The sequence below is a fragment of the Formivibrio citricus genome (genome assembly GCF_900115065.1).
GTDB lineage: Bacteria > Pseudomonadota > Gammaproteobacteria > Burkholderiales > Chitinibacteraceae > Formivibrio > Formivibrio citricus.
Genome location: NZ_FOVE01000017.1, coordinates 36,436 through 52,309 on the forward strand (window position 1 = coordinate 36,436; position 15,874 = coordinate 52,309).

The window sequence follows — 15,874 nt, forward strand, 5'->3', positions numbered from 1 at the left end:
TTTTTTATTTTCTGGTGTAAATATCAGGCGCCAGCCTGAACTTCCGTCACAGCCTTGTACAGGGTGTCGTACAACTCTTCGAGATGTTCGACTTCCAGACAGGAGAATGCCACGCGCAGATCGGATTCACCCAGCGCAATGACGCCGATCTGGTATTCGTTCAGCAAACGCTGGCGTACGGCTTCCGCACAGGCATTCTTGAGCTTCAGGCACATGAAGTAGCCGGAATTGAACGGGTAGTAATCCCAGGCGCTGTCGTACTTGCCGGAATCCAGCAAGGCTTTGACCCGGGTGGCGCGGGCTTTCATGATTTCATACTTCTCGGCGCACTGGGCGTCGAAGCGTGAATCCTGCAGTGCACGTAGCACGAAGGTCTGGCTCGGGTGCGAGCAATTGGAGATGGTCGCACGGATGATGCCCATGACCTTTTGTTCCAGTGCGGCGAGCACCTTGGCGGACTGATGGGCAAAGGTGATGAAGCCGATGCGGAAGCCCCAGGCGTATTCTTCCTTGGTTGCGCCGTCGACCTTCACGGCCAGGATATTGGGCGAGACATTGGCCAGCTTGCCGAAGATTGATTCGCGCAGACTATCCTCGAAGAAAAGACCGAAATAGGCGTCGTCGGCCACGGCGACGATATTGAGTCCAGCATCGGCGACAGTCTTGAGTGCGGCAACGATTTCGTTGCCTTCGGCTTCGGACGGGGTGTAGCCGGTCGGGTTGTTCGGGAAGTTGAGCAACACGATGGCCTGCCTCTTGCCGGCGGCAAGCTGGGCCAGCAGCGCGGTTTTCAAACCTTCGCTGTTGAACTTGCGGCGCTCGTCGTAGAGCGGGAAATGCACCATTTCTGCCCCGCGACATACGCCGTAGGTGAGTTCGTAGTTTTCCCAGAACTTGTCCGGTGTCAGAACCGGCGTTCCCGCCTCGGCGAAAAGATCGGAAATGATGCTGATGCCGTGAGTCAGGGCATTGGTCACAATGGGGGTGCCAAAGCTCTTGCTGTTCAGGCTGGGGTTGTCCTTGAGCATTTTCTCGCGCCAGGCCGCACGCAATTCCGGTTTGCCTGCCGGCGGCGCATAGGGATACAGATCCTTCGGCGCATAAGACGAGAGGGTTTCCTGAATCAGACTCAGGTGCATCGGCGCGCCCTTTTCCGTTGCGATGCCGATCGAGGCATTGAAGCGCTTGGCTTTCTGTCCGGCTTCGGCGGATTGCGACAGGATGCCTTCCTTGGGGAAGTAAATGGCACGGCCAAGAGCCGAAAGCATGTCCAGGACGGGACGGCCTTCCTGTTCAAGCGTGGCGTTCAATTGTAGGGCGAGTGGATGCATGATGTAGTCGGGTGATTTAATTAATTAAATTCATAAGCACCGCCAATTTTACACGGGTATGGCCTTGCTGAAAATCACGATTTGACAATGCGCTTGGAAAAATGTTTGGGGCGGAAGCCAAAAAGCGCCAAAGTCCCGAAGTAGCTTGTGGCTCCCGCAATAATCAGCAATGCGAGTCGCAAGCATCGTTCGACCATGCCGCCGACGCTCCAGGCAGGCAGCCATTGCATCAGTCCCCACAGCACCGCGACCATGACGATGACGGCTGCGGCCAGTTGCCACACAAATTTTCCCCAGCCGGGCAGTGGACGGAAGATGTCATGCCGGCGCAGCTGGTAGTACAGCAGCAAGGCATTGGTGCAGGCGCCCAGTCCGATGGCCAGCGCCAGACCGGCGTGTTTCAGGTGCCAGATGAAGGTAAGGTTCATCAATTGGGTCGCCGCGAGCGTGAATAGCGCGATCTTGACCGGCGTCTTGATGTTTTGTCTGGCGTAGAAGCCCGGTGCCAGCACTTTCACCAGGATCAGTCCGACCAGCCCCGCAGCATAGGCGATCAGCGCCTGCTGGGTCATCAAGGCGTCGTGTGCGCTGAACTTGCCATATTGGAACAGCGAGACTACCAGCGGCTCGGCCAGCACAGCCAAGGCTGCGGCGGAAGGCAATGCCAGGAGGAGACAGAGGCGCAGCCCCCAGTCCAGTAGCCGGGAGTATTCGTCATGGTCGCTGCTGGCATGGCTGCGCGAGAGGGAGGGCAACAGGATCGTGCCCAGTGCCACACCCAGGACGCCCGTGGGAAATTCCATCAGGCGATCAGCGTAATACATCCACGATACGCTGCCCGAATCCAGATACGAGGCAAAGATCGTGTTGATGATGAGGGAGATCTGGGCAACGGATACGCCGAGAATGGCCGGCCCCATTTGTTTTACCACGCGCCAGACACCCGCGTCTTTCAGGTTGATCCGCGGCCATACCAGCATGCCGATCTTTCTCAGGTGAGGTAACTGGAAAAGAAGTTGTGCTACTCCGCCGGCGGCGACAGCCCATGCCAGTGCCAGTACTGGCGGGTGGAAATAGGGGGCCAAGAATAGGGCGAAGCCAATGAAGGAGATGTTCAGAAGTGTCGGGACGAATGCCGGAATCGAAAACCTGTTCCAGGCATTCAGGATCGACCCCGCCAGCGAGGCAAGCGAGATGAAGAGTATGTAGGGAAAGGTAATGCGCAGGAGCTCGACCGTCAGGGCAAATTTTTCAGTAGTGGCGGCAAAGCCGGGGGCGGAAATCCAGATGATGGCGGGCGCCGCGAGCATGCCCAGTGCACTGACGACCAACAGAATCAGCCCGAGCAAGCCGGCAACATCGGCGACAAAGCCGCGAGTAGCCTCTTCCCCTTGTTGAGAGCGGTATTCCGACAGAATGGGAACGAACGCTTGAGAAAATGCGCCTTCGGCAAATATCCTGCGCAAAAGGTTGGGGAGTTTGAAGGCCACAAAGAATGCGTCGGTGGCAAAGCCCGCGCCGAATACGCGCGCAACGATGGCATCGCGTGCAAAGCCCAGTATGCGGGAGACCAGCGTCATGGAACTGACCTGGGCAAGCGTTTTGAGAAGATTCATGCCGGATAGCCTGATGGTGTGGTTTGCTTGCAGAAGAGCAGGATCATAGTCGAGCTTGCCAAAGGCTGGAAGAGGCGCTATCATCCGCGGTTTCCGAATTTGCGTGACTGGATTTTCCGGTCAGATAACGATCCTCTCAGGAGTTAATGAAAGATGGCTAACAGCGCCCAAGCTCGCAAGCGTGCCCGCCAGGCCGAAGCCGCTCGCCAGCACAATGCCGGCCAGCGTTCCGCATTCCGCACCGCCGTCAAGAAGGTGCTGAAGGCAATTGAAGCTGGTGACAAGGCTGCCGCTCAAGCGGTATACCAGCAATCCGTCAGCGTGATTGACGGCATCGCCGACAAGAAGATTTTCCACAAGAACAAGGCCGCTCGCCACAAGAGCCGCCTGTCTGCTGCTATCAAGGCGCTCGCTGCCTGATTGCAATTGGATTCTGTAAAAAGCCCCGCATTGCGGGGCTTTTTCATTGCTGCAACAAGCTGCTCAATTCATTTTTTCGGTGTTTCTGCCGGGGCGGGGCAATAGAGTCCATACAGGGTTTGCAGGATTTGCAGGGCGGCCGGGCTGGCAAGGCTGTAGTAGATGTGTTTGCCGCTGCGGCGGGTCGAAACCAGTCCTTCGTTGCGCAATACCCCCAGCTGTTGCGAAAGTGTCGGCTGGCGGATATCTAACAAACGCTCAAAATCCGATACGCATTTTTCGCCGTCGACCATTTGGCAAAGCAGCAGGAGTCGGTCTTCGTTTGCGAGGGCTTTCAGCAGGGCTGTGGCGTCGGCGGCTGCCTGACGCATGGCGGGCACGAGCGAATCGGTCATCTTTTATCCGTTGATCTAATCTGGCGCTGTTATTTTCTCAGGAATCCGGAAGATAAAAAAAGCCCGACTGGCGTCGGGCTATTGAAACACGGGAAATTATCCTTCGCGTGTTTTGCTTGTTGAATGGGCTTCCAGCCATTTGCGGATGCGCGATGCATCGCCGACCCGCGTATTTTTGCCGTTGGAGTCCATCAAAACCATCACTACAGGTGCGTTGCCGATGGTTGTCTGCATGACCAGGCAACGGCCAGCTTCGCTGATGTAGCCGGTCTTGGATACGCCGATTTCCCACTTGTCGCTCTTGACCAGCGGGTTGGTATTGTGAAAAACAAGCGGTCTTTTGTTCATGTTGGAAATGAACGAGTATTCCACCGATGTGGAGTATTGCTGAATGGTGGAGTAGCGATGTGCGGCCTGTACCATCAGCGCCAGTTCACGAGGCGTGGATACGTTGCCCGGGTTGAGGCCGGTCGAATCCAGGAAGCGTGTGCTCTTCATTCCAAGCGAGGCGGCTTTTTCGTTCATTTTGGCGATGAAGGCATCGCGCCCGCCCGGATAGTGTCGGGCCAGTGCGGAAGCTGCCCGGTTTTCGGATGACATCAGTGCCAGCAGCAGCATTTCTCCGCGCGTGAGGGTCAAGCCGGGGGTGAGGCGGGAACGTGTCCCTTTGAGTGTGTCGATATCGTCGTGCGAAATGGAAATCAACTCGGAGAGCGGTTGCTGGGCATCCAGCACGACCATGGCGGTCATCAGCTTGGTAATGGATGCAATGGGCGTCAGCGTATCCGGGTGTTTTGCATAAATGATTTCGCCCGTAAGCCCGTTCATGACCAGTGCACTGCCGGATTGCAAGCCGGGGTGCGCCAGCGTCGTCGGGGCTGCCGAAACGCGGGAAACCTGAATGCTGCGGCGCGCGTGGGCTGTGGCGCGTTTGGAGACGGAGCTTTTTGCCCCTTTCTTTTGCGCGACCTTCTTGTGTACGGCTTTTTTCTTGGCCGAGGAGGTTTTTACGGTTTTTTGTTGTTTTGCCGTGGTGGCTGCCGAGGTTGCCGTGCTGGTGAGCAACATGACGGCAGTGGCAATGGAGCATAAATAAATCATGGGGTTGCGCATTCTTTTCTCCGGCGGGAGGGGTATATCTACACCATTGGCATACGGTATTCTACGCGCCGTGCCGCGAAATGTCATGTAAATCAATGGGTACGAAGATATTTCAATAATTGCCATTAAGATTTGCGTCTTTCTTGCAACGCTCTTGCAACAATTTCCGCCAAGAATTACCGTATCGTATGTTAGCGCCTCTGGGCAGAGCATCGGCCAGGTGTGCAGAACCTTGTTTGTTTATCTGGAGCTTGATCGTGTTGCAAAACCCCACCATTGAATCGTTTTTTCAGCAGTTGACCGAAGCCAATCGCCAGTGGGTGCAGGGCTGGGTCAATTCCATGAATCCTGCCGCAGGTCCCGGCGAGCACATGACGGTGCTGCACAAATCGATGCAGGACATGATGCAGAACCATGCTGATTGGCTGGAGCATCACGGCGAGTATTACCGCCAGCATCTGGAACTGTGGATGGGTTTTATCGGCGCCAAAGAAAAAGGGGCCGCAGCGGTAGAAATGGACAGGAGCGACCGGCGTTTCAATGCGCCGGAATGGCAGGAACCAATTTTCGATTACATTCGCAAGAATTATCTGCTCACTTCGCACTGGATGATGAAACTGGTCGACTCGACCAATGCCGATGAAGCCACCAAAGAAAAAGCTGCCTTCTTTACCCGGCAGTTCGTGGATGCGATCAGCCCGGCCAACTTTGCTTTTACCAACCCGGAAGTGCTGAAGCTTGCCATGGAAACCAAGGGTGAGAGTCTGACCGAGGGCATGAAGAAGCTGGCTGAGGACATGCGTCGCGGTACCATCACCATGACCGACGAAACCCAGTTTGAAGTGGGCAAGAACTTGGCTATCACGCCGGGACAGGTCATCTTTGAAAACGATCTGTTCCAGCTGATCCAGTACACGCCTTCGACCGACAAGGTCTACGAAACACCGCTTCTGGTGGTGCCGCCGTGCGTGAACAAGTACTACATCATGGATTTGCAGCCCAACAACTCCATGATGGCTTATATCGTCAGCCAGGGGTTCACGACATTCCTGATTTCCTGGAAGTCCGTAACGCCGGAGATCAGCAAGCTGCAATGGGATGACTATATCGAGCAGGGCGTGCTGGTTGCGGCAGAAGTGGTCCGCAAGATCAGCAAGCGTGAAAAGATGAACGTACTGTCATTCTGCATCGGCGGCGAGATCGTTTCGACCACGATTCCCGTGATGAAAGCACGCGGGCTTGACTGGTTCGAATCCATCACGCTGATGACCGTCATGCTGGATCACTCCGATCCGGGCGATATCAAGCATTTTGTCGATCCCAATGTAGTGAAAAGCCGCGAGGCCCAACTGGAAGAGGGCGGCATCATTTCCGGCAAGGAGCTTGCTCGCGTATTTGCTGCGTTGCGCTCCAATGACCTGATCTGGAACTATGTGGTCAACAATTACCTGAAGGGCAAGACCCCGGCGCCGTTCGATCTGCTGTACTGGAACAACGATCCGGCGAATCTTGCGCTGCCGATGCACACCTTCTTCCTGCGCAACATGTATCTGGAAAACAACCTGATCAAACCCAATTCGTTCTCGCTGTGCGGCGTGCCGATTGATTTGACCAAGGTTGACCTGCCGACATACCTGTTTGCTGCGCGCGAGGATCATATCGTGCCATGGAAGTCCGCATTCCAGACTACCAAAATCCTCCGCGGGCCAGTGCGCTTCGTCCTTGGTGCGTCCGGGCATATCGCCGGCGCAATCAATCCGGTATCCAGCAACAAGCGCAATTACTGGGTGAACGAGGATATTTCGGTGGATGCGGACTCCTGGTTCGAGTCGGCAGAGTCCCGTCCCGGCAGCTGGTGGCAGGACTGGGTTCAATGGTTGGCGCCGCAATCGGGCAAGCAAGTCGCTGCGCCCAAGACGCACGGCAACGCAAGCTTCAAGGCGATAGAGCCGGCGCCGGGGCGTTATGTCAAGGAGCGTTTGGCCTGATCTGCAAGCTTGTCCATAAGCAAAGGCAAGGCATTTCGCCTTGCCTTTTTTATTTTCGTTGCTTACACAGAAAGAGCATGTCACATCATAAAAACCTTAGAGAGGAAACGCACCATGAAGGAAATTGTAATTGTTGCTGCTTGCCGTACTGCTGTCGGTAGTTTTGGTGGTTCCCTGGCCAAGGTGCCTGCTCCCGAGTTGGGGGCGACTGTCATCAAGGCGCTGCTGGAAAAAACAGGCGTGGCGCCAGAAGCTGTGAGTGAAGTGATTATGGGCAATGTGCTGACCGCTGGTCTGGGGCAAAACCCTGCGCGTCAGTCATTGCGCAAGGCCGGCTTGCCGGATGAAACACCGGCGCTGACCATCAATCAGGTCTGTGGTTCCGGCCTGAAGGCCGTGGCGCTGGGTATGCAGGCCATCCTGTCCGGTGAAAGCGAGATTGTCATTGCTGGCGGGCAGGAAAACATGAGCCTGTCCCCGCACGTCCTGAGCGGTAGCCGTGACGGGTTCCGCATGGGCAATGCCACGCTGGTGGACAGCATGGTCTATGACGGACTGACCGATGTGTACAGCAAATATCACATGGGTGTGACGGCAGAGAACATTGCCAAGAAATATGGCATTACCCGCCAGGAACAGGATGATCTGGCGCTGGCTTCCCAGCAAAAGGCGGCGGCAGCCCGCGCTGCTGGCAAGTTCAAAGATGAAATCGTGCCCGTGATGATTCCCCAGAAGAAGGGCGATCCGTTGGCATTTGATACGGATGAGTACATCAAGACGGATGCCTCGGCAGAAGGCTTGGCCAAGCTGCGCCCCGCTTTTGACAAGGAAGGTACGGTTACAGCCGGCAATGCCTCCGGCATCAACGACAGTGCCGCGGCAGTCATGCTGATGACGGCGGAAAAGGCTAAAGCCCTGGGGCTCAAGCCGATGGCGACGGTGAAGGCAGCGGCTTCCGCTGGCGTGGATCCGTCCATCATGGGCATGGGGCCGGTACCTGCTACGCAAAAAGCCCTGGCTCGCGCTGGATGGCAATTGGCAGACGTGGACCTGATCGAGGCCAACGAAGCTTTTGCTGCCCAGGCATTGGGCGTGGCGCGCGAGTTGAAGTGGGACTGGGACAAGGTCAACGTCAATGGCGGTGCTATTGCGATCGGTCACCCGATCGGCGCGTCCGGTTGTCGCGTGCTGGTAACGCTGTTGCATGAAATGGTGCGTCGCGATGCCAAGAAGGGCTTGGCTACACTGTGTATCGGTGGAGGGATGGGGGTGGCGTTGCTGGTGGAGCGCAACTGAGTCCGCGTTGAGTAGTGAACGGCCGGGAAATCCCGGCCGTTTTTTATTGGTTTTATTTACTGAGCTGGAAAGGATTGGTGAAATTTACGTAATTGAACGTTCGGATTTTCGGATGAAAAAGATGCGGCATATCCGGAAGGCTGGATGGTCTGTTGGGTGTTGAATAAGTTAATTACATTTAAATCAATATGATGCGTGTTTTTTATGTTCTGGCACGGGTCGTGCTTAATATGTAGCGCGATGAATCTAACTACATTTTTCCTGTTGCGGCAGAAATCGTGGCAGGAGGTGGATCTGAAAGCTCCCTAACAAGGGGGTGGTTCGGAAGTCGTTGCAGGGGTGCGTATTTCAACGCGCTTGCTGGCTTGGCTTGAATGGCAAGGCTGGCAACCCCGCTGAAATAGTAGTTGCCTGTTCCACTTTAGCCCGGTGCATGTCGGGCGCTTACGAGGAGAAGTTAGTATGGGTCACTCAACGGTTGAAGAAGAAAAGCTGCCAGAGTCGGCGAGTCTGTTTGACAAATTTGTGAACTACAAGATCGGTGCGATGCCGCTGCCGGTATATTTGATTCTTGCCTTTGTTGTCATCGCCTCGGCGTATGTTCAAATCAAGGATCATGGTACTGGCAAGCTGTCTTCCGCTTTGCCGGCAGACATGATTGGTGGCTTTGCCCTGATCATTGTGTTTGGCTGGTTGCTGGGCCACATTGGCGGCAAGATCCCGGTGCTCAAAAATATTGGCGGACCGGCCATCATGGCGCTGTTCGTGCCGTCGGCGCTGCTGGCTTATGGGGTGTTCAACCCGGCGATGAAGAATGCCACGGTCGCCATCATGAAGACCTCCAACTTCCTGTACTTCTACATTTCGTGCCTGGTGGCCGGTAGTTTGCTGGGGATGAACCGCAAGGTGCTGGTGCAGGGCTTTATGCGGATGTTCGTGCCCCTGATGATCGGTACCATTTGCGCAACTGTCGCGGGTATTGGTATGGGGCTGTTGTTCGGCTATAGCCCGTATCACACCTTCTTCTTCATCCTGATTCCGATCATGGGTGGCGGTGTGGGTGAAGGCATTCTGCCCTTGTCCATGGCCTATGCGGAAATGGGTATCCTTGGCAAGACTCAGGGCGAACTGATTGCGCTGATGATCCCGGCCGCCTTGATCGGTAACGTGGTTGCGATTATCTCGGCCGCTTCGCTCAAGCGCCTCGGTGACAAGCATGAGCAGCACAGCGGCAAGGGCTTGCTGGTGCGCTCCGGTGATGACAACGAGCTGCTGAAGGAAATGAGCACTGACAAGCCGATCGATCTGCAGCTTATGGGCTGTGGCATGTTGCTGGCTTGCAGCTTCTGGATCTTGGGCCGCATCCTGTCCCCGTATGTCGGTATCCCTGGTCCGATTCTGATGATTCTGGGCGCAGCAGCAGCCAAGGTTCTGCAGATCGTTCCGGCTCGCATGGAGCAGGGCGCTTATCAGATGTACAAGTTCGTGTCTTCCAACCTGACATTCCCGCTGCTGGCCGGTCTGGGCGTGCTGTATGTGCCTTGGCATGACCTGATCAGTGCCTTTACCTTCGGCTATTTCTGCATCTGTGGCATTGCAGTGCTGACGATGGTGTCTTCGGGTTGGTTCGTCGCCAAGTACCTGAATATGTACCCGGTTGAATCCGCCATTGTGACGGCTTGCCACAGTGGTCTGGGTGGTACCGGCGACGTGGCGATTCTGTCCGCTTGCGATCGTATGGGCCTGATGCCGTTCGCCCAGATCTCCACCCGTATCGGTGGCGCATCGATGATCGTGTTCGCCGTGTTCTCGATCAAGATGTTCAATTGAGGTTGAATCCTTGATTTGATCGAAAACTTTCTGCCACGGATTTCAACGACATCGAGCGGTGAAGTCCTTCTCGGGGTAGGCGAAGTCCGTGGTGGGAAAGTTTTTGAGGGCTGGAATTCAAAAGCATCAGGTAAAGCCCCCGTCGTTTGGTATTGGTAGGGCGGTTCGCTCGACTGGTAGTGGGCGTCGAGGGTAAAAGCAGCAAGAAGGCAACTTTAATCAACCATGGAAAAGAGAGAGGTTTGAAATGACCAAGGCAGTTAATACTGTTGAAATTCCGGCTGGCGTATCCGGTTATGAATTGCTGGAAAACCCGATTCTGAACAAGGGTACCGCTTTCACTCAGGAAGAGCGCGATGCATTCGCCCTGAACGGCCTGCTGCCCCCGAAGATTGAAACCCTGCAAGACCAGGTGGCCCGCTGCGTCGAAACGCTGAAGGCTCTGCCGACCCAGCTCGACCGCTACGTTTACCTGCGCGACCTGCAAGACACCAACGAAACCCTGCACTACGCTGTGATCGCACAAGATCTGTACGGCATCCTGCCGATGATCTACACCCCGACCGTGGGCGCCGGCTGCCAGCAGTTCAGCCACCTGTTCCGTCGTCCGCGCGGCCTGTTCATCACTGCCGAGCAAAAAGACAAGTTCGACGAAATCTTCGCCAACCCGCGCTTCGACAACATCGAATGTATCGTCGTGACCGATGGCGAACGTATCCTGGGTCTGGGCGACCAAGGCGCTGGCGGCATGGGCATTCCTATCGGCAAGCTGGCCATCTACACCGGCTGCGGCGGGATTGCACCGGAAACCACACTGGCCATCACCCTTGACACCGGCACCAACAACGAAGAGCGCCAAGCCGATCCGCTGTATCTGGGCTGGAAGCACGAACGCGTTCGCGGTCAGGAATATGACGACTTTATCGAAGCTTTCGTGGTCGCCGTCATGAAGCGCTGGCCGAATGTGCTGCTGCAGTGGGAAGACTTCCACAAGAACAACGCCAGCCGTCTGCTGGAAAAATATCGCGATCGTCTGTGTACCTTCAACGACGACGTGCAAGGCACTGCCTCCATCGCCGTGGGCGCCCTCATGGCCGCCATCAACCTGACCGGCGTGCCGCTGAAAGATCAACGCGTTGCGATTCTGGGTGGCGGCTCCGCCGGTATCGGTATTGCCGACCTGATCAAGTGCACCATGGTGCAGGAAGGCCTGTCCGAAGAAGAGGCTCGCAGCCGCTTCTACATCGTCGGTCGTCACGGCATGGTGACCGAGCAGACCGGCAACCTGGAAGCCTTCCAGAAGCCGTACTGCCAGGACAGCAAGCGCCCGGAAAAGGAAAACTGGCAACTCGACAAGGCCGGCACCGTCAGCCTGCTCGACGTCATTCGCAATGCCAAGCCGACCGTACTGGTAGGCGTGTCCGGTGTGGCCGGCTCCTTCACGGAAGACATCATCCGTGAAATGGCCAAGCACACTGCCCGCCCGATCATCTTCCCGATGTCCAACCCGACCTCCTGCGTGGAAGCCCAGCCGTCCGACATCATCCAGTGGACCGACGGCAACGCCATCGTCGGTACCGGCAGCCCGTTCGAGCCGTTCGAGTACAAGGGCAAGACCCACTACTTCGCCCAGTGCAACAACTCCTACGTGTTCCCGGGCGTAGGTCTGGCCGCGATTGCTGTACGCGCCCGCCGCATCACCGACACCATGTTCATCGCAGCCTCCAAGGCGGTTGCAGCCATGTCGCCGGCGATCAGCAACCCGAATGGCAAGCTGCTGCCGGAACTTGCCGACATGCGCAAGGTCTCTTATCAGGTGGCAATTGCAACGGCCAAGCAGGCTCGCGCCGAAGGTCTGACCGAGAACCTGACCGATGCCCAGATCGAAGAAAAGATCAAGGCCGCGATTTGGGAACCCGAGTACAAGCAATACGTGCCTGCTGTTGATAAGCCTGACTACGCTTGATAGCTGGCGTTAGATCGGTGTAGCAAGACAGGGCGCAGAGTGGGTTTCCTCTGCGCCCACCTTTTCTTGGGACACCGCTACTGACGAATTGTGTAATACGGGGTTTTAGGGGGAATTAAATGGCAAATTTGATCTATGGGGTCTGGGACGGCAAGGTACACGATTACCGTCAGACCCAAGCTGGTGAACAGGAAGCGCTGGTGGCGGGCCTGGAGGGCTTTGCTCCGGACAACGCGACGAAGGCGTTCATCGCCGACCGCGGTTTCCTGATTTTTGATCGTGACACGAACCTGGTTGAAGCCTTCAGCCAGTACATGGCGCAAGCCGCCAAGGAATCCTGCGGCCGTTGCACGCCGTGCCGCGTGGGCACTCAACGCATGCGCGACCTGCTGGCAGCCTATGCCAATGGTACCGCCAGGGAAGCCTGCCTGAACGATTTGGCCGTACTGGCCGAGCAAACCACCAGCTCCTCGCTGTGCGGTCTGGGGCAATCCTGCGCCAAGAGTCTGGGCGACGCGCTGAAGCACTTCCGCGACGAATTCAAGGCCGGCGCCGGCACCGCCGAACAGCACAGCTTCGTCTACACCACCGCACCGTGCGTTGAAGCCTGCCCGTCCAAGATCGACGTACCCAAGTACATCGACGGCGTCAAGGGTGGCAAGTTCGACTACGCGCTCGGCGTCGTCATGGACAAGTACTCCATGGCTGCGTCCTGCGGTCGTGTCTGCGTGCGTCTGTGCGAAGCTGCATGCCGTCGTACCCAAGCTGAAGGCTCCGCCGTCGGCATCCGCATGCTCAAGCGCTATGCCGCCGACCAGGCGTTGCTCAACAACCGCTTGCACCTCAAGAAGAGCCTGGTGCAACACAAGCAGCGCGTCGCCGTCATCGGCGCCGGCCCGGCCGGCATCACCTGCGCCTACAAGCTGCTGCAAGCCGGCATTCAAGTCGACGTGTACGACATGCACAAAGCCTCCGGCGGCATGGCCTCGGTTGGCATTCCCAGCTATCGCTTGCCCAAGGACGTGCTCAAGGCCGAAACCGAAGACCTGATCCGCGAACAGGGTGGCAACTTCTTCTATGAACAGAAACTTGGCCGTGACTTCACGGTCGATGATCTGTTCGCCAAGGGTTACGATGCCGTCTTCCTCGGCTACGGCGCCCACAAGGGCTCGCTGCTCGGTGTCAAGAACGAAGACCCGAGCCTCGACGGCTACGATTCCGGCGTCGACTTCCTGCTCAAGGTCCACAAGCACGTCGAATACGGCGAGCCGTTCGAAGTCAAGGGCGACGTCGTTGTCGTCGGCGGCGGCAACGTGGCCATGGACTGCGTACGCTCCGCCAAGCGCATGGGCGCCAAGTCCGTGCACCTGATCTATCGTCGCACCATCGACGACATGCCGGCCGACCACGAAGAAATCGTTGCCTCCGAGCACGAAGGCATCATCTTCCACTGTCTGACCAACCCGTCGAGCCTCGTTGTCGAAAACGGCAAGGTGGTCGGTGTGGAATTGCTGGAAATGCGCCAGACCGAAAAGGACGCCAAGGGCCGCCGCAACGTCGAAGCCGTACCGGGCTCCGAGCATGTGCTCAAGTGCGATCTGGTGATTGCCGCCATCGGTCAGGTGGTTGAACAGGACACCCTCAAGGCCGAAGAAGGCATCGAGCGCGACCGCTGGCACTGCATCACCGTCAACCCGGACACGCTGGAAACCTCGCGCAAGGGCGTATTCGCCGGCGGCGACTGCGTACTGGGCCCGTTGACGCTGGTCAACGCCCTGGATCATGGCGAGCGCGCCGCTTATGCGATCCGCGACTACCTGCTGGACGGCTCGGCCCACATCACGCCGCAACGCCGCATGCAGAACCTGCTGGCCAAGAACAAGCTGTTCTCCGGCGAATGCCTGCAGACCCAGCCGGTTCGCAAGGAACGCGCCCGCGTGCCTGAGCTCGATGCCATCGAGCGGATCAAGACGTTTGACGAAGTGGATGGCGTGATTTCGAAGGAAGTCGCTTACGAAGAAGCCACGCGCTGCCTGCGCTGCTACCGCCTCTATTCGGTCGTCACCGAAAAGTCGCTCAAGCCGGGCCAAAAAACATCCACCATTGCAGGGTAAAAGTCCATGAAAGCCTATATCAACGGTAAAGAGCTCGCATTCGAGCCCAATGAAACCATCCTCGATGTGGCCCGGAAAAACGGGGTATACATCCCCACGCTCTGCGAGCTGCACGACATCGACCATGCACCGGGCACCTGCCGTGTATGTCTGGTCGAAGTCCAGCAGGGCGATTCCACCGAGCCGCAGTACGTCACGGCCTGCGACACCCCCATGGCGGATGGCTTGAAAGTACAGACCCGCACCCCGCAAGTGATGGAGATGCGCCGGCTGCAGATGGAAATGACCATGGCGGATCACCATCAGGATTGCGCTTCCTGCCCGCGCGTGGGGAATTGCGAACTGCTGCCGGTCGCCAATTCGGTCGGCCTCAAGCAGGTTCGCTTCCACTACACGCAAGGCTGGGAAGACCTGGAGCCGGATCACGGCAAGCAGCCGATCGTGTATGACCGCAGCCGCTGTATCCGCTGCCAGCGCTGCGTGGCCGTCTGCCGCAAGGTGCAGAACGTCGATGCACTGGAAATGACCGGCTGGGGCAGCACCGCGGGCGTACGCCTCAAGGGCGGTTCAGTCGATGCTTCTCCCTGTATCACTTGCGGCCAATGCGTCATGGTGTGCCCGACAGGTGCGCTGGCAGAACGCGATCAGACTGACGAGGTCTTGAACTTCCTGGCCGATCCGGAAATCACCACGGTATTCCAGATGGCGCCGGCGGTGCGTGTTGGCTTCGGCGAAGAATTCGGCATGCCGACCGGCACCAACGTCGAAGGCCAGATCATTGCCGCGCTGCGCAAGATCGGTGCCGACATCATTCTCGATACCAACTTCGCTGCTGACGTGGTCATCATGGAAGAGGGTACCGAGTTGCTGGGGCACCTGAAGGAGAAGAAGCGTCCGACCTTCACCTCCTGCTGCCCGGCCTGGATCAACTTCGCCGAGAAGCACTACCCGGAAATCCTGCCGATGCTGTCGTCGACCCGTTCGCCGCAAGCCGTGCTGGGATCGCTGGCCAAGACCTACCTGGCGGAAAAGCGCAACATTGATCCGAAGAAGATGCGCGTGGTCTCGATCATGCCGTGTACCGCCAAGAAAGAAGAGGCCGCGCGTCCGGTTCTCGGCAAGAACGGCGTGCCGGATGTCGACGTCGTGCTGACGGTACGTGAATTCGCTCGCCTGCTGCGCCGCGAGGGTATCGACCTCAAGGAAATCCAGCCTTCGGCTTACGACGATCCGCACATGAGCGAGTATACGGGCGCTGGCGCCATCTTCGGCACCACCGGTGGCGTGATGGAAGCGGCTGCCCGTACCCTGTACTACGTGATCAACGGCAAGGAGCTGGAGCACGTCGAAATTTCGCAGTTGCGCGGTTTCGACAATGTGCGCACGGCCAACATCAACCTGGGCGGCGAGTTCGGCGAGATCAAGGTAGCTTTGTGTCATGGTCTCAAGGGCACGCGGGATATCGTCGAAGCCGTGAAGGCCGGCAAGGTGGATTTCGACTTCATCGAAGTCATGGCCTGCCCGGGCGGTTGCGTCGATGGCGGCGGTACGCTGCGTTCCAAGAAGGCCTACATCCCGCTGGCGATGAAGCGTCGTGAAACGCTCTTCAACGTGGACCGTCAGACCAAGGCCCGCCAGTCGCACAACAACACGCAAGTGCAGAAGTTGTACGCCGACTATCTGGAGGCACCGTACTCCCACAAGTCGCACGATCTGCTGCACACCGAGTACTGCTCGCGTCCGTTCGGTGTTCCGGCGGACATGGAGCAGGCCTGGCACGAGTTGCATGAGCAGGGCGGAGACAAGTAGTAGCTTTC

The 15,874-nt window shown here is 57.4% G+C and carries 11 protein-coding genes; 7 read left to right on the top strand and 4 right to left on the bottom strand.

Annotated elements, in window-relative coordinates:
- Positions 1-23: 23 nt before the first annotated feature.
- Complete coding sequence (locus tag BMZ36_RS11270; protein WP_091196351.1) at positions 24-1,331, bottom strand: aminotransferase class I/II-fold pyridoxal phosphate-dependent enzyme; 1,308 nt, start codon at positions 1,329-1,331, stop codon at positions 24-26.
- 74 nt (positions 1,332-1,405) lie between these two features.
- Positions 1,406-2,947 carry a murein biosynthesis integral membrane protein MurJ gene (murJ, locus tag BMZ36_RS11275; protein WP_091196473.1) on the bottom strand — a complete coding sequence of 514 codons (1,542 nt, stop codon included), beginning with the start codon at positions 2,945-2,947 and terminating at the stop codon, positions 1,406-1,408.
- A 153-nt stretch (positions 2,948-3,100) separates the two neighbouring features.
- Between murJ and rpsT the strand changes: the two genes are divergently transcribed.
- The gene (gene rpsT / locus BMZ36_RS11280; RefSeq protein WP_091196355.1) at positions 3,101-3,367 is read left to right on the top strand and encodes a 30S ribosomal protein S20; all 267 of its coding nucleotides are present in this window, start codon (positions 3,101-3,103) and stop codon (positions 3,365-3,367) included.
- A 68-nt stretch (positions 3,368-3,435) separates the two neighbouring features.
- Here the strand turns inward: rpsT and BMZ36_RS11285 are convergent, their stop codons facing one another.
- Together BMZ36_RS11285 and pbpG are read right to left on the bottom strand one after the other, a co-directional pair.
- On the bottom strand, positions 3,436-3,762 hold the full coding sequence (locus BMZ36_RS11285) for an ArsR/SmtB family transcription factor (RefSeq protein WP_091196359.1): 327 nt from the start codon (positions 3,760-3,762) through the stop codon (positions 3,436-3,438).
- Positions 3,763-3,858: 96 nt separating this feature from the next.
- Positions 3,859-4,875 (bottom strand): D-alanyl-D-alanine endopeptidase, encoded by a 1,017-nt coding sequence (pbpG, locus tag BMZ36_RS11290; RefSeq protein WP_091196363.1) that lies wholly within the window; start codon positions 4,873-4,875, stop codon positions 3,859-3,861.
- Positions 4,876-5,120: 245 nt separating this feature from the next.
- On the opposite strand from pbpG, the gene BMZ36_RS11295 reads away from it, so the two are divergent.
- From BMZ36_RS11295 to BMZ36_RS11320, 6 genes are all read left to right on the top strand, one after another.
- Positions 5,121-6,851, top strand: coding sequence for a PHA/PHB synthase family protein (locus BMZ36_RS11295; protein ID WP_245747910.1), 1,731 nt, complete (start codon positions 5,121-5,123; stop codon positions 6,849-6,851).
- Positions 6,852-6,965: 114 nt separating this feature from the next.
- Positions 6,966-8,147 carry an acetyl-CoA C-acetyltransferase gene (locus tag BMZ36_RS11300; protein WP_091196366.1) on the top strand — a complete coding sequence of 394 codons (1,182 nt, stop codon included), beginning with the start codon at positions 6,966-6,968 and terminating at the stop codon, positions 8,145-8,147.
- Positions 8,148-8,609: 462 nt separating this feature from the next.
- Positions 8,610-9,977, top strand: coding sequence for a 2-hydroxycarboxylate transporter family protein (locus BMZ36_RS11305; RefSeq protein ID WP_091196370.1), 1,368 nt, complete (start codon positions 8,610-8,612; stop codon positions 9,975-9,977).
- A 247-nt stretch (positions 9,978-10,224) separates the two neighbouring features.
- On the top strand, positions 10,225-11,943 hold the full coding sequence (locus BMZ36_RS11310; RefSeq protein WP_091196374.1) for an NAD-dependent malic enzyme: 1,719 nt from the start codon (positions 10,225-10,227) through the stop codon (positions 11,941-11,943).
- A 119-nt stretch (positions 11,944-12,062) separates the two neighbouring features.
- On the top strand, positions 12,063-14,057 hold the full coding sequence (locus tag BMZ36_RS11315; protein ID WP_091196378.1) for an FAD-dependent oxidoreductase: 1,995 nt from the start codon (positions 12,063-12,065) through the stop codon (positions 14,055-14,057).
- A gap of 6 nt (positions 14,058-14,063) precedes the next feature.
- Positions 14,064-15,866 (top strand): 2Fe-2S iron-sulfur cluster binding domain-containing protein, encoded by a 1,803-nt coding sequence (locus BMZ36_RS11320; RefSeq protein WP_091196382.1) that lies wholly within the window; start codon positions 14,064-14,066, stop codon positions 15,864-15,866.
- The last annotated feature ends 8 nt before the right edge of the window (positions 15,867-15,874 follow it).